Annotated in this window: 9 protein-coding genes; all 9 read left to right on the forward strand. The window is 47.0% G+C overall.

Annotated features, from left to right (window positions below):
• The first annotated feature begins 3 nt into the window (after positions 1 to 3).
• The 9 genes from EL268_RS13290 (at position 4) to EL268_RS13330 (ending at position 16,245) form a co-directional block, all read left to right on the forward strand.
• Positions 4 to 4,728 carry a non-ribosomal peptide synthetase gene (locus EL268_RS13290; protein ID WP_106656486.1) on the forward strand — a complete coding sequence of 1,575 codons (4,725 nt, stop codon included), beginning with the start codon at positions 4 to 6 and terminating at the stop codon, positions 4,726 to 4,728.
• Between the two features lie 136 nt (positions 4,729 to 4,864).
• Complete coding sequence (locus EL268_RS13295) at positions 4,865 to 6,139, forward strand: MFS transporter (protein WP_106656485.1); 1,275 nt, start codon at positions 4,865 to 4,867, stop codon at positions 6,137 to 6,139.
• Positions 6,140 to 6,229: 90 nt separating this feature from the next.
• Positions 6,230 to 7,435, forward strand: coding sequence for an efflux RND transporter periplasmic adaptor subunit (locus EL268_RS13300; RefSeq protein ID WP_232030548.1), 1,206 nt, complete (start codon positions 6,230 to 6,232; stop codon positions 7,433 to 7,435).
• A gap of 3 nt (positions 7,436 to 7,438) precedes the next feature.
• Positions 7,439 to 10,483 carry an efflux RND transporter permease subunit gene (locus EL268_RS13305; RefSeq protein WP_106656483.1) on the forward strand — a complete coding sequence of 1,015 codons (3,045 nt, stop codon included), beginning with the start codon at positions 7,439 to 7,441 and terminating at the stop codon, positions 10,481 to 10,483.
• A 117-nt stretch (positions 10,484 to 10,600) separates the two neighbouring features.
• Positions 10,601 to 11,650: a Gfo/Idh/MocA family protein gene (locus EL268_RS13310; protein WP_106656482.1), complete on the forward strand. Its 1,050-nt coding sequence runs from the start codon at positions 10,601 to 10,603 to the stop codon at positions 11,648 to 11,650.
• 41 nt (positions 11,651 to 11,691) lie between these two features.
• Positions 11,692 to 11,895, forward strand: coding sequence for a hypothetical protein (locus EL268_RS13315; RefSeq protein WP_164724473.1), 204 nt, complete (start codon positions 11,692 to 11,694; stop codon positions 11,893 to 11,895).
• A gap of 130 nt (positions 11,896 to 12,025) precedes the next feature.
• Positions 12,026 to 12,493 carry a MarR family transcriptional regulator gene (locus EL268_RS13320; RefSeq protein ID WP_106656480.1) on the forward strand — a complete coding sequence of 156 codons (468 nt, stop codon included), beginning with the start codon at positions 12,026 to 12,028 and terminating at the stop codon, positions 12,491 to 12,493.
• An 86-nt stretch (positions 12,494 to 12,579) separates the two neighbouring features.
• Positions 12,580 to 13,764, forward strand: coding sequence for an MFS transporter (locus EL268_RS13325; RefSeq protein WP_106656479.1), 1,185 nt, complete (start codon positions 12,580 to 12,582; stop codon positions 13,762 to 13,764).
• A gap of 78 nt (positions 13,765 to 13,842) precedes the next feature.
• Positions 13,843 to 16,245, forward strand: coding sequence for an AAA family ATPase (locus EL268_RS13330; protein ID WP_106656478.1), 2,403 nt, complete (start codon positions 13,843 to 13,845; stop codon positions 16,243 to 16,245).
• Positions 16,246 to 16,278: the final 33 nt, after the last annotated feature.

A 16,278-nucleotide genomic window follows, 5' to 3' on the forward strand; every position in this document is an offset into this window, starting at 1 on the left:
GGTATGAATGGTGTTCAAATAAAAAATATATACCGATTGACACCTATGCAAGAAGGCATGCTGTATCACTTTATTCTTCATCCTGAATCAGAGGTTCACTTCGAACAAACGGTGATTACGATGGAGGAGTCGTTGCGGCTTGATCTCCTTGATCAGAGCTTTCGCGATCTCGTCGAGAGATTCGATATCCTGCGAACAGTCTTCCACTACAAAGAAAGTAAAAAGCCTCTGCAAATCGTGTTGAAGCAAAGAGAAGCAGCTATTCAGATCGAGGACATCTCTGACCTGACAGAGGATGAACAAGAAGCATTTGTGGAGCAGTTTCTTGTAAGAGATCGGAGCAAGAGATTTGATCTGGAGAGAGATCTGTTGTTTCGGATGACCGTTATGAAGTTGAGTGAATCGAAATACAAGATGGTGTGGAGCTTCCACCATATTATTATGGATGGCTGGTGCTTGGGGATTGTCGCAAAAGACTTTTTCCATATTTATCGCTCTTATCTTCAAAATAAGAAGGCTGAGCTGGCTCCGCCATATTCCTTCAGTAGCTATGTCACCTGGCTTGGCAAGCAAAACAAACAAGAGGGACTCTCATTCTGGCGAGATAGTTTGGATGGATTTGATCAGCAATCTCCTTTACCGGTTGAATATATTTCAACCGGTAAGGGATACCAACGAGAATCAATCGTGTTTCGCATTGATCGGGAAACGACTGCCCGATTGGAGCAGATAGCGAGATCAAATGATGTGACACTGAGCATCGTCTTTCATTCCCTCTGGGGATTGTTGCTGCAACGATACAATTATGCCAATGATGTTGTCTTCGGCTCGGTCGTTTCGGGACGTCCCTCTGAGCTCGTTGGCGTGGAAGAAATGGTTGGATTGTTTGTCAATACGATCCCTATGCGAATTCGCAGTGAAGGCAAACAGACTTTTTCGGAGTTACTCGGGCAGGTGCAACAGTTCTTTACAGCCACAAGCAGCTATCAATACTTGTCACTGGCGGATATTCAGTCCGAGACCACATTAAAACAAAACCTGATACAGCATCTCATGGTCTTTGAAAACTATCCATTGACGGAGGAGGCATCCGACGAAGATGGAAAAGGCGGTTTATTCGGAATTACGGATGTCCAAGGATATGAGCAAACCAGCTACGACTTCAACTTGTGCATTATTCCCGGAAAGGAATTAGAAGTTCACTTTATCTATAATGCACTTGCCTATAGCGATGCCTACCTGCAAAAAGTGCAAGCGCATTTGAATCAGTTGATTCAAAGTGTCATCCGCAATCCCGACCAGCCGATTGCAAAAATGCAAATGGTCACGGACGAGGAGCAGGCTCTCATTCTGCAACATTGGAATGACACGGATATGCTGGTTGATCAAACCCGAACCATTGACCAGCTATTTAAGGAACAGGTCAAAAAGGGACCGCATCACATTGCCGTGGTCGATCAGGAAGGCACCTACACGTATCAGGAATTAGATGACAAATCCGATGCACTGGCCCACGTGCTGCGTGAGAAAGGGGTAAAACCAGGCAGCATTGTTGGTGTGATAGTGGAGCGGTCTGCTGCTTACAGCCTCGCCATCTTGGCCGTTTTAAAAGCGGGTGGGGCTTTTCTCCCCATTAGCACCGACCATCCGAGTGAACGGATCAGCTATATGATCGAAGATAGCGGGACCAGCATTGTTTTGATCCATGATCCGACTGTAGCGTATGCAGAGCGTATTCTCCCTACATCAACGTTGATCAATCTTGAGGATAGGAGCCTATACAAAGGCGTTACATCTGATGTACAGACCCTTCATCGTTCCAGCGACCTGGCCTACGTCATTTATACATCCGGGTCAACGGGGAAGCCAAAGGGGGTAAGGCTGCACCACGTCGGAATCGCCAACCTCCAGCAGTTTTTCATCAACGATCTCGGTATTACCAAAAATGACAAGGTGTTGCAGTTTGCCAGCATCTCCTTTGATGCCTCTGTCTGGGAGTTTACGATGGGAGTATTGACTGGGGCGAGATTGGTCATTGTTTCAAAGGATGTCGTACTCGATCCGCAGGCTTTCAGTGAGTATCTGCTACGGCATGAAGTAACAGTTGCGACGCTTCCGCCTACCTTTGTAACGTATTTGGAGCCGGAAAATTTTCCGAAATTGAAAACGTTAATCACCGCAGGTTCCGCAGCAAACTGGGAGCTCGTCCATAAATGGAGTGCGCATTGCCGCTACATCAACGCATACGGTCCAACCGAAACAACGATTTGTGCAACGACTTGGACGTATGAAGGGCAAGAGGGGCTGCCGCAGCAAGTGCCAATCGGAAAGCCTATTGCCAACACAAAAGTATACGTGCTGGATGCGCATGGTCATTTGCAGCCCCAGGGAATTCCTGGTGAGCTGGCAATAGCTGGCATTAGCGTCGCAGATGGCTACATCAATCGTGAGGAATTGACGAACGAGAAATTTGTGGCAGATCCGTTTATTCCCGGCTCGAGGCTCTACAAGACGGGAGATATGGTGAAATGGCTTGCGGATGGAAGTCTGGAATATTTGGGGCGAATGGACAATCAGGTCAAGATACGTGGTTTTCGTATCGAGCTTGATGAGGTTGAAAACGTAATCCTATCCCAGGCAGGAGTGAAGGAAGCGGTCGTGTTGGCCAAAAAAGAGCAGGGAGGAGATGCCAGCCTGATCGCTTATCTGGTCTGGGAGCAGCCTGATTGGAACAGAGATTTGCGTCAGGAGCTTTTGGCCACTCTTCCAGCCTATATGGTACCAACGTATATCCACGTCCTTGAGAGAATGCCTGTAACACCGAATGGAAAGATAGATCGGAAAGCATTACCTGAGCCGGCCATGATCCGGGAGGCGAGTAAGCAACTGAATCCCCCTGTTACAGAGCAGGAGATAAGGCTGGCGGAAATCTGGAAAGAAGTGCTCGACCTACAGGAAATCAGTGTGGATGACCATTTTTATGATCTGGGCGGGCATTCTATCAAAGCAATCCAATTGGTAGCGCGACTTCATAAGGAAGGAATAGAAGTGAAGATTCAAACGATCTACCAATATGACACAGTCAGAGCGCTAGCAGGATATTTAGATACCGTAAACCGGATTCGCATCACAAAAGCACAAGATAAAAAAGATCTCGAAACCTTGATCTACGCTCATTTTCAAGTACGAAGCAACTATGTAGAGGTGCCCTTCGGCAACAAACACCGGGCTGTTCTGTACGTGGAGGAAAATGCACAGGACAAACACCAAGAAATACTGTCCTTATTGCGTAGGTCTTGTGATCCTGCGATTCAGCCGCACGCCATTCAATATCTGGATCTCTCGCAAAAAGCATGGGAAAAAGAGAAAAATCATTTCTCAGAGGCTATGCTTGATGAGAAGGAATCCTTGCCATGGCAGGAGCGGCTCGTCAAAGACCTTGATCAGAAGCTCCAGCGTTATTCGGAGGCAATCGTCAATCAGCAGACTGTTATCAGACAGCCGCTGTCACCTTCACAGCGCTATCATGTACAGGAAAAAGACATTTCTGGAACAGTGATTCGCTTTGAGCGGATGATCGATCCTAAGACGCTGGAAAAGGCCTTTCTTGCCATCCTCGAGCGTCATCATTTACTGCGATGCACGTTGGCTTTTGAGGAAGAAGAGCCATATTGGAAAGAATATCCTTGCCCTAGTGAGATTACGCTCCCTGTTGTTGATGTATCGAGCGATTCGGATGACAGAAAAGAAGAGGTGCGCCATCTCTTACTGAGCGAATATTTTTACAAGCAGCATGATTCGCTCGGTTCTCTGTCATACAAAGTGATCTTGCTGAAAGAGAGCGAGAAAGAGTACTCGTTCATATTCCCGGCATCGCATCTCATTTTTGATTTGATCAGCAGTGAAGTTCTGCAAAACGACATGAACCTGTATTACGAAGCGTTGGAAAATGGCACAGACCTCTCGGAAAATGATCGGAATACGTATTGGGATTTCGTTCAGCAAATTACCAAGGGTCCAGTTGGAATCGAAGATCAGCAGCTTATGGAGGAATTTGATCTTCAAGGATTTGAGAATAGTCTTTTGTCCATAGAAAGACAACTTCCCTCTTCATCCATTTTGGACGGTTACACGATTGTTACCTGCGAACTAGATATGGACAACACGCAGGAGATAGAAAATGCGCGGATTCCGATTGCTCTTTTAGCCAGATTTTGCGAAAGGAGCTATGGAGTTCAAAAAGCACCCATCTTCCTCATGAACTTTGGCAGATCCTTTATGGGGAATCATTTCTTCGATGTGCTTGGCGAGTGTATCGATCATATTCCGCTTCATATTGATCGGGCGTGGAGTCTCGATGAGTTGGAAACGTATGTGAAAGTTCGGTTGGATCTCGCAAAGGAGAGGAACATCCATTTCACCAATCTCGTGCAAAATTCTGACGTAACGGAAAACTATCCTCTTTCCCACCACTCACTCATCCAATCCTTGCAGATGACACCTATTATTTGCAACTTTTTGGGTGAGCAAAACAAGAGTCAACCAAGTGAATACGATCACCTGTTTATCAAAGGAAAGAAGCGTATTCTCTTTGAGGCTTCTTATACATCCATGGGTAAAATGACTATTTTTATGGCTTTGCCATATCGAGAGGATGAAAGGAGGCTTCGAGTGATCTTGGAGGAGGAAGCGAAAAAATTGATAGGAATGCCTCTAGTCATACGCTAAGAGTCGTCTAGGCATCGTATTGGAAATCGGCAGATGGATTCCGCTCTATTCCGAGTTTATTGTCCGTGGGGTGTAGCGGGATCATCTTGCCGAAATAAATCGTCACCTAGAGGGATTACTATTCAGGGAGGTTAAGATGGGCAACCAAACATACGGTTTAAATATTTTTCTCTTTTCTTTTACTCGTTTCATTACAGAATTAGGCAGTGGTGTATACAAATTTGCTCTTGCCCTGTACATTGCGGATGTGACGGGTTCTTCCGCTGCATTTGCAACTGTCTTGGGCTTTTCGTACTTGCCAGGGGTGCTGATTAATATTTTTGCAGGCGCCTATATTGATAGACACAACAAGAAAACGATCATGGTTGTCACCGAGCTGCTAAGCGGTGCGCTGGTTCTCTTGTTTTTACTGTTTTTCCTTCAGTCTCCCACGAATCTATGGCTGTTTGTCGGATACGCCTTCGTGATCAGTACCATTCAGGCTTTTACGTATCTCGCTTTGCAAGCATCCATTCCTGAGCTGGTAGATGAGGAAAGAGTAGGTAGTATGAACTCTATCTACCAAGCGATCAGCGCCATTCTTAATGTAGCGGGTCCTTTGGTAGGGGCGGTTGCCTATGGGTTACTGGGGATGGAAATGATTTTGCTGATTGATGGCCTTTCTTTTATCGGAGCAGGGATCATGCAGATGTTCCTCCGTTTCCGCAAGTCTGAGGCAGTGCAGGAGACACCGCAAAGCTATACAGAAACCATTAAGGAAGTCTTCCAATATATTCGAGAACAGGTTGTCATTAAGTACTTGTTCCTGATTTTCCTCGTGCTCAACTTTATTTTCCCTCCCCTCATGTATGTGGGGCTGCTGCATATTGCCTATCGAGTCGAAAAAGTATCGATGGAGCAATTCTCCTTTATTCAGTCCTCCTGGTTTATCGGGATCATTATCGGAGCGGCTGTTGTCTCTATGAAAAAGGTAAGCAAATACGTTGAGAATAAAATCTTTCTTTTGATTCAATTGCAAGGGCTTCTCTTGCTGACATGGGTATTTCCGATTTTTGTTCCGGAAACGAGTAACGCCTCTTGGATCATTACAGGCGTATTTGTCTCGATTTTATTGGTCTCCGCGATCTTCAACTCCATGGGGAACATCCCGATCTTTACCTTTGTTCAATTGAACACGCCTGAGCATTTACGTGCCAGCATGTTTGGTGTGGTCGGCACTTTTACTGGGGTGGCCGTACCTTTTGGGATCTGGTTGTACGGTATTTTACTGGAGGCCGTTCACTGGACGTATCTCGTGTTGGCATCGGGTGCCATCATTTTCGTGATCGCCTTGATCGCTCATCTGAACAAGCAAGTGAGTCAATACTTTAAGAAAAAAGAAGAACCCATGGTTGCAGACAAGTCTGCTTGAGCAAGGTCACTATTACTAGAGAGAAAATATGATGTCAGCTTCATTCAAAAAGACAATGACAAAACTACTGGAGGACTCTACGTGAAGAGTATGCACTACGTCGTTTTGACCGTTGTACTGATGTTCATCGCGGGATGTGGAGAAGAAGCGAAACAGGAAACGGAGCAAACAAAACAAAAGATCGTGCAGGTGCACACCGTAAAACAGACGGATTCCTTGCCGATCCCACTTACTGCTTTCGTTGAATACAAACAGGAGAGCCAATTAGCCTTTGGGGCTTCTGGTACGATTGAACGAATGAACGTAACAAAAGGGGCAAAGGTGACTCAAGGCCAGGTATTAAGTTCATTAAATACGAACTATTATCAAAAAGGGCTGGAAGCGGCACAAAGCCAGGTTCAAAGTGCATCGGCGTTGCGTTCAAAAACGTTGCAAGGAGCAAGCGCGGATCTCATCAGCAAACAACGCCTGGCAGTGAACAGCCAGGAAAAGCGCTTGAAAGATGCGCAACGGAAATGGGAGACAGCCCAGGAGCTGTTTAAGGGCGGCGCTATTTCACAGAGTGAGCTGGACAGTGCGCAGTCGGAAAAAGAGCAAATCGAGATTTCGCTACAAGAGGCACGAATTACGTTGGATAAGTTGCTAAAGGGGGCGGAGGTCAACGAGATTGCCAGTGCAGATGCCGAGTTGAAACAAGCGGCCAGTGAAGTAGAGCTCGCAAAGAAGACCCTTCAAGAAACGCAACTCGTCGCGCCGTTTAGCGGTACGGTCATCGATGTGACCCAAAAGGCAGGAAGTCTTGCCCAGCCAGGCCAAAGTATCATTCACCTTGTCGACAGCTCGGAAGTGAAGCTACAGGTCGATGTCCCATTGGATGTGATGGAAAACTACAAGCAAGGGGACACGGTGCCTGTGACAGTCGAAGGAAAGGCCAAAAGTACAGGGACCATTACATTTATTTCCCCCGTTCTTAACCAGGAAACGGGAAAGTATCTTGTAGAGATAGCTGTTCCCAATAAAGACAACGCGTTGATAGAGGGAATGGTTGCGACTGTAGAGATGTCACGCAAAGTAAACGGAGTGCTCGTTCCCGTCCAAAGTGTTGGCATTAAGGAAACACAGCGCTTCGTCATGGTTGTCGAGAATGGTGTCATCAAGAGACGTGACGTGGAAGTGGGGCAAATTTTTGGAAATAAGGTCGAGATTCTATCGGGCCTTCAATCAGGCAATCAAATCCTAATCTCCGGCATAACGTACTACGCCGAAGGAGAAGTCGTTACGGTGAAAGGGGAGTAACCGATGGACAAGGTCATTCTCTTTTTGCTGAAACGAAAAGTGATCCTCTATTTGTGCACATTCCTCATCGTGCTTACCGGAATCGGTGCGCTCTTTTCCTTCCACGTGGAGCTCGTACCGAAAACGAATTTGCCTTGGATTGAAGTGAATATTTCAGGAGGAGCGCTGCCACCTGAAGAGATGGTAGAAAAGGTCACGAAAAAAATAGAGCAGGAATTGAAATCTGTGGCTGGGATTAAAAATTTCTCATCGAAAACAGGGACGGGGTTTTCTGGCATCTCGATCCTTGCAGAGGATGGGGAAGGTGAAAAGGTCAAGCAAGAGACACAAAATATTGTGAATCGGCTGCGCAACGAGTTTCCCAAAGTAGTGGATACCGTAACCGTCACTCAAACGAATTTAGGTGATGAGGACTTGATCGACTACGCAATGGTGGGTGCCGATACACAGACCATGCTCACCTTGCTGAAGACGACCATTAAGGATCGAATAGAATCCGTCCCGGGTGTGAAGGAAGTGGTCGTATCCGAGGACGGTTTTGAAAATAAGGTTGCGATCACATTTCGTCCTGAACGGCTTACTGCCTATCGAACGACAGCAGCGGATGTTGTTGGTCAGCTTCAGGGTGCCAATTGGAAAAAAGCGGTGGGGATATTGGAGAATCCCGGGTTCGACACCGTTGTGATGATTGACAACAGCTTAAAAAATGTAGAAGCGTTCAAAACCATTTTGATCAAGACACCCAAGGGCAAGGTTGCACTTGAACAATTGGCAACGGTGAGTGACTTGCGCGGAAGCGTGAAGGACGCTATTTCCATGACAGAAGGAAACCTCTTTGTGCAAATCAGTGTAAAGCGGGCTGCGGGGAGTGACCTGATCACCACGCAGAAGAAAGTAGAGGAAGTTGTGAGGCAAATCAATGAGGAGGCGGGCGGTAACTACGAGCTGAGAGTCATGTTTGAATCCGTCTCTTTTATTAAAAAAGCGATCACCAATTTGAGTCGAGACGTTGTCATTGGGGGAATATTGGCAATCCTCGTTCTCTGGGTATTCCTGCGAAATTGGCGTGTGACGATGGTCATTGCAACGACGCTGCCTCTCTCCATCCTGATGACTTTCATCGCTTTGAAAGCTGCCGGATACAACATTGACATGGTGGTATTGATATCACTGAGTTTGTCAATCGGATTGATTGTTGACGCCGCGATCGTTGTTCTGGAGAGTATTTATCATTTGAGAGAAAAGGGGATGCAGCTGAAACAGGCCATCGTTCAGGGCTCAAAAGAAGTCTTAGCACCTGTTTTTGCATCCCAATTAACTTTGATTATTGTGTTTTTACCACTTGTGGTCGCGGATTTTGAACAGTGGCTGAAGCCTATTCTTCATACCATTGCGTTTACCGTTACCTCTACCATTCTTGCGTCAACGATTGCAGCTTTTCTGTTTGTTCCGATTTTTTCCGAGCGTTTTCTTCAACATGATAAACAGTTGCAGTCCCATGGCGAAAAAGAAGGGAAGAATCGGATTGTTTCTCTCTTTCAGCGATTACTGTTGCTAACCCTTCGTCATCGAATTCTCACATTGCTGGTGGCTCTTGCGGTGTTTGTAGGAGCGTTGAGTCTCTTCCCATTGATTAAAATAGGAAATGGCTTGAATGCCAATGAGAATCAAATTTTTGCCACGCTCACGATGCCCGATGGCACTAGCTTGGAACAGGCGAACACAGCGGCAGTTGAAGCGGAAAAAGCGTTGAGAGAGTTGTCAGACGTGGATCAAGTCTTTTTTACGGCAAAGAAAGAGACAGTCGAATTAAATATTACATTAGTGACCAAGTCGCAACGAACGCAAGAGAAAGAAGAATTTATGCAAGAAGTAAACGGCCGATTGAATGCCGTTGACGGAGTGGAACGGACGAGTTTGACATTTGGCTTCTCAGGTGAATCGGCACCTATTGAGTTGCAGGTCGCGGGCGAAGATTTGGAGGTTTCCCGGTCGATTTCCACCAAAGTAGAAGACATGCTGGGGAGCATCCCCGGTGTCGTCAATATTCGGAATGACTTTGAAAGAGGGAAGGAAAAAGTAACGCTGACACCGAATCAGGAGGCAATGTCTCAATTACAGGTTGACTCGGATTCATTGGACAGCCAAATCAGCATGCTGCTTGGGGAGCAGCCCCTATCCACAATCAGTCAAAATGGCATCGAAACCTCGATTGTTGCCAGATATCCAGAGACATGGGTGACACATCCTGACCAACTCCAACAGACTATGATTCGAACCGAAACAGGCTCACAGGTGCCGTTACACGAGCTGGTTGATTTCCATTTCAGCAAATCTCCGATTACGATCAAACATGAAAAAGGAGAACAAATCATCACGGTATCAGCAGAACTGTTGGGCACGGATATTGGAACGGCAGGCAGGCAAATAAATGAGAAACTGGGTACAGTGGAATTACCCGCTGGTTACAAGATCGAGATCGCTGGCGATTTGAAGGAACAGAATAACACCTTTACGCAAGGAATTATCGTCCTGGTAGCGGTCGTCTCCCTCATCTATGTGATTATGGTGGCACAGTTTGGGAGGTTATCCCAGCCGTTTATTATCATGCTGTCGTTGCCGATGGCCTTGGTGGGAGTCATTCTCGGATTCGTGGTCACGCAGCGAACCTTTGGTGAGATGGCAATGATTGGGCTCATCATGCTGGTAGGAATTGTTGTTTCCAATGCGATTCTGTTAATTGACAGAATCAATCTGCTGCGTTCACGGGGGATGGGGTTGGAAGAAGCGATTGTACAGGGCACACGAGATCGTGTTCGTCCGGTAATCATGACCAAGCTGACAGCGATACTCGGTATGCTGCCGATGGGACTTGCTGTTGCGGAGGGAGCGGAACTAGAAGCGCCGCTTGCTACCGGGGTAATTGCGGGTTTGATTTTCCACACGCTCGTAACGCTTGTTTTGGTTCCCGTTCTTTATTCGATCTTGGAGGGGATTCGTGAAAAGAGGTTAGCGCGAAAAAAAGCGTCTCACATAGCTGATTTGTAAAAGGGAAACGGGGCACGGCGCTGTCGAACCAGCGTTGTGCCCTCTAACAACTTCATAGTGCGAATACGATTACCACAGATGAGTCTGCCAAGGGTTCAATACAAAGGAGGAGCAATCATGAGCATAAAAGTAGGCATTATTGGCTGCGGTTCCATTGCAAACGAGCGGCATGCGCCGGAATATCACCATCATCCGAATGTCGAGCTTTTCCTTGTGTATGACCCGAATCCGGATCGTGCTCAGAAGATGGTTGCAAAGTATGGGGGCACGGTAGCAGCTAGCTGGCAAGAGGTCGTTCATCATCCTGAGATTCAAGCGATCAGTGACTGCTCGACGAACGAAATGCACCATATCATCACGACTGAGGCACTATTGGCTGGAAAACATGTCTTGTGTGAAAAGCCGATCGCGACGACGAGTGAAGGTGCACAGGCCATGCTTGCAGCTGCCAAGGCTACAGGTGCCATTCTCATGATCGACCACAATCAGCGGCTGGTTATCGCCCATCAAAAAGCGCGTCAGATCATTGATTCAGGTGAGCTAGGGCGCATCTTATCCTTTAAAACAAGCTTCGGACATAAAGGGCCTGAGCATTGGAGTATCAACAAAACAAACGCGACGTGGTTTTTTAAAAAGAATCGTTCTGCACTCGGTGTTGCCGGAGACTTAGGCATCCATAAAGTAGATCTGCTGCGATATTTGCTTCAGGATGAAATCGTGCAGGTCAGTGCCTTAACAGCTGTTTTGGACAAAAAAGACGAGGAAGGCTTACCAATCGAGGTATGCGATCATATGGTATGTCTTTTACGAACACAGTCGGGTACGTTAGGTACTGCTTCCTTTAGCTGGAGCTACTACGGTGAGGAGGACAATAGTACGATTCTCTACGGTGAGCGTGGGATCATGAAGATTTTTGCTGATCCAGAAAAGGATATCGAAGTCATAACAGCTACGGGTGAGAGAAGAGTAGAGCGAACAGGAGCGATACAGACCAACGATCATCAGACGAACAGTGGGGTAATCGATGCCTTTGTAGACGCGATCCAAAAGCAAACAGCGCCAATCGTCACGGGGAAAGATGGGCTTATCGCTCTTTTGATTATCGAAGCGGCCATAGAGTCAGCTGCAACGGGAAAAACGATTTCTTTGCAACAAAATATTGGATGATTGCCATGTCGCTTGGTCACACTAAGGTTGGAGGTGTAACCATGGAACGAACCATTCAGGTCAATGGTGAGGATTATCATTTCGAGTCTACGTATGATGGGGATTCACAGTATAATGTACAAGTGCGATGCGGCAAGAAAGTGGTATCGAGTTTCAAAATCTCGGCCGGATCGGAAAATGAAGTATTTGAGGCTGCTCGTGCTCATTTTAGTGCGGACAAGGAACTGGGCAATCTAAATGGATAAAGAATGGTCTCGGAACGCAGCTTGCGAATGCAGGGCTGCGGTTTTTTCTTGCGCAAAAGGAAATCTCATGATAAAGTGATTTTGTTTCCGTGGAAACAAAAGTTGAAATAGATGAGGAGCTGATGCTGCATTGGACCCGAAAAAGAAGATTTGGAATCGATGGATCACCTTTTTACATAAACAGGAGGAGCGCAGCAAGCTACGTGAAGAAATGCTATTGCGCCAAATTAGAATCAGCGTACCTGATTATGATAAAGTTGGAAGGTTATCCGTAACAGAGCTCCACGTCCTTCAAGAGGTAGGGGGGAGGGATCGAGTCAATGTTACGACAATTGCACAGCATATTGGGGTAACAAAGAGTGCGATATCCAAAATCACAGTCAAGCTTTTGAAAAAAGGATTACTCGAGCGCTACCAACTCGAAGACAATCAGAAGGAAGTTTTTTTTCGGCTGACAGCTGTAGGAGAAATGGTAAACGAGATTCACGAAAGCTACCACCAACGACTGGAGATTGACATGTACCGATTTTTAGATAGGTATACTCCCGCCGAATTGGCATTTTTGGAAAAGGTCATAAGAGAAGCAACAGATGAATAGGGGAAACATACAACTGGTGTTCATTATTTTTTTTACGAAAATTGTTTCCAAGGACACAATAATAACTGGATAAGAGGAGAGCTAACATGAGTCCAAAAAAAGTACTGTATCTACTTGGGATAACGCTAATGCTAGGTATGTTCGCGCAAAATTTGTTCATGCCTATTTTACCAGCCATGCAACATGAGTTTCAGACGAGTGCGACCATGATTAACTGGACCGTTTCAATCTTTACGCTCATGCTCGCGATTATGCAAATCATCTACGGACCATTTATCGATCGGTTCGGCCGAAAACGTGTCATGATACCTGCCCTGATCCTGTATATGATCGCGTCCATCGGATGCTATCTGGTTGATTCTATTTATGGGCTATTATTTTTCCGGGCTTTGCAAGGGGCGGGGTTTGCTGCCATTCCGATTGTAGCAGCAACGATTATTGGCGACCTATTTACAGGAAACAATCGTGCATCTGCGATGGGCACTTATCAGATGCTGCTAGCGCTTAGTCCGGCATTTGGTCCGCTCTTGGGTGGCTGGATTGGCGGCATCGGAGGTCATTCTTCGGTCTTTTTATTTTTAGCAATCAGCGCGGTCTTTCTCGTCGGCATAAATGCAACACTGTTACCAGAAACGAAAAGACATCAAGCAACATCATCAGGCGGTTTTACGTTAGGGTCTTTCCGTAATATTTTGCTCCACCCGGTTGGTGCATCCGTCATTTTGATCGGTTTTAGTCAAATGTACGCCTATTATTGCTTTCTGCTGTTTCTCCCTGTCCAATTGACGAACCATTACGCAATTTCCGTTGAACAAATCGGATTGGTTTTCCTGCTCGTGTCAGCAGTCTTTATTATCAGTAGCAAGCTGTCTGCTTTGTTGCAAAATCGATGGGGAGCACGTACAACATTGCTGGTGACGACTGGTTCAAATGCTTTGGCGATGTTTCTTTTTATGACTGCGGCTGATGTTTCTTTTCTTTTGCTTGTGATAACAAGTACGTTGTTTGCCTTAACCTTGGGTGTAGGTATATCTGCACACACGATCTTGCTATCCGAAGTATTTGAAGCAGAGCGTGCAACGGCCATTGGTGTGTACAATTTCATCCGCTATACAGGAATGGCTGCAGGTCCGGTGGTTGGTGCGATGCTGTTAGAATGGGGAGGGGTCTGGCTTGAATTTGGCATGGCCGGTATCCTCATTGCTTTGGCGACTTTATTCGCACGTCAAAAGGTGAAAAGAACTGCTGCGAGCATTCAAGGGGAGTTCTGATGTTCGGACAGACTTTTCATGTTCGGCTAAATATGCTACAACAGGGATGAAACAATGGAGCGGGAGGAGCAATCTAATATGCAACATCAAGAAGAACGGGACCCGAGGGTACTGATTGCAGGTTTAAGCGAAAATCCGTCCAGCATCCAATCACTATCCGAAGGTGAATGCCTGACATTTCTGCAAATGCTCGAACAGCACCGCCAAGAACATCCAGGCGAAGAGCTGGATTTGACGGAAGCGATGGTGTTGGCGCGGATGTCTGCTTTGCGGATGCACAAAACAGGAGGCCATACGCTTGCAGCTGAATGGTTAGATCGAGCGATTCAACTAGCCCCTGATTATTGCTACGCTGGAGAGGTTAAGCTCGAGCTGTACTTTTCAAAGTTGCGATCCCATGTCTTTCTCACTGAATTCAAGTCCGTACGTGAAACGGATAATGTCGTCATGCGCAGGCGAACCGTTGAGGTGCTAGAAGAGCAGGCAACCAATGAACTGGCTGAAATCACGAAGTGGCGCTCTCTTGCGGAGGAGACGCTACTGGCAGCGCAAAAGTGGAACGATTCGGAGGCGGAGGCTACGGCTGCTGGCCTCGTGCTGTTATACACGGAACGACAAAATTTATTAGTACAATTGCAAGAACGTGTTCAAGCGTATGGAGCGTCTTTATCCGGGGTCTTTTACTCCAGTGAAATGCTTGTCCAATTGCAAGAGACGATTCGCGCTTTAACCAACCAGCAAGAACAGAAAGAAAAGCTCCTGCCGCAAAGAAACGAAAGGGTAGAAGATCACGAGAAAGCGCCTCAGCAAGATTTGAGTGCCTTAGAGCAATTGGAGCAGTTGATCGGCTTGGACGAGATCAAACATCGGGTTCGGCAGTTGGCGCAGTTTCTGCAGTATCGCCAGCTGCGCGAAGAAAAAGGCTGGCATATGAAAGACCAGCTCCCCCTTCATCTCGTACTGATGGGTAACCCAGGCACGGGGAAGACGACATTGGCTCGCTTGATCGCCAAGCTGTATCAGGAGCTCGGGTTGTTGGCAAAAGGACAGCTCATCGAGGTGGATCGCTCTCAGTTGGTTGGCGCTTACGTGGGACAAACTGAGCAACGCGTCATGGAAGCAATCAAGCAGGCAGACGGCGGCGTCCTGTTTATCGATGAGGCATACAGCTTGAAGCGCCCAGATAGCTCCGGCAGTGATTACGGACAAGTGGCGATTGACACGCTCGTATCCGCTATGACGAGCGGCGAGTATGCAGGCCGCTTCGTCGTGATGCTGGCGGGCTATCCGGAAGAAATGCGTCATTTTTTGTATGCCAATCCTGGACTGAATAGCCGTTTTCCCGAGACGGGACACTTTTTACTGCCGGACTATCAGGCGGACGAACTGGTGCAAATCGCAGAAGAAGTAGCCGCACGGAACGATTTTACTCTGACAGAGGCGGCAAAAATTACGCTGCGCCAGCGTATTGAAAAAGCACAAGTAGACGAGACGTTTGGCAATGCACGGGTTGTCACAAATATCGTGCTCGATGCGATCTTTGCCAAAGGACGAGAGACAGACGGTAAGGAACTGAAATGGGATGACTTTACGATTCTAAAACCAGAGGATGTCCGTGGCTTCGATCCGCCGCAAAAAGAAAGGAATGCGGATGCTCGACTGCAAGCGTTGATTGGTCTTGCTCAAGTGAAGACGGAGTTGAAAAAAATTGCCGCGTATGTAGCCGTCCAGCAAGAACGCGCAGCAAGAGGCCTGCCGAAAAGTCCGATTGAGCTGCATGCCGTCTTTACTGGAAATCCAGGCACAGGGAAGACGACGGTTGCCCAGCTGTATGCGCAGATTTTGCAAGAAATCGGCTATTTGAAACGCGGTCATCTTGTTACGGCGAGTAGAGCCGACTTGGTAGCGGGGTATGTCGGTCAGACCGCAGCGCTTACTCGCAGAAAAGTTCGAGAAGCTTTGGGCGGCGTCTTGTTTATCGATGAAGCGTATTCGCTGCTCGGCGGGGGAGAGCGGGATTTTGGTCAGGAAGCGGTTGATACGCTCGTAGAGGAGATGACCAAACACGAAGAGAATCTGGTCGTGGTCCTCGCAGGCTACCCACTCGAAATGAATTCATTATTGATGAGCAACCCCGGACTCTTGTCACGGTTTAAAAAATATATTGCATTCCCCGACTACACCGTGAAGGAACTCGTGCACATTCTTGAACAGGCTGCATGCGAGGTTGGGTATGCGATTGAGAAGAACGTGCTGGAAATGATCACGCAGTCTTTGGATAAAGCAGTCAGTGATCATCGATTGAATGGCAACGGTCGCTTTAGCCATAACCTGTTGCAAGAGGCGATCCAAAACCAGGCAGTGCGACTGATGGATATTCCGAAGCAGGAATGGAATCAGGAAATACTGATGAAGTTGGCATGGACCGATTTTCAACCGCTATTACAGTGGACGGAAGAGGAAGATGGGGCAAAAAATTAGTTTTTGTCCCATGTCTATGCCTTCTTACTCTTT

Origin of the sequence: Brevibacillus brevis (assembly GCF_900637055.1) — a bacterium.
Classification (GTDB): domain Bacteria; phylum Bacillota; class Bacilli; order Brevibacillales; family Brevibacillaceae; genus Brevibacillus; species Brevibacillus brevis.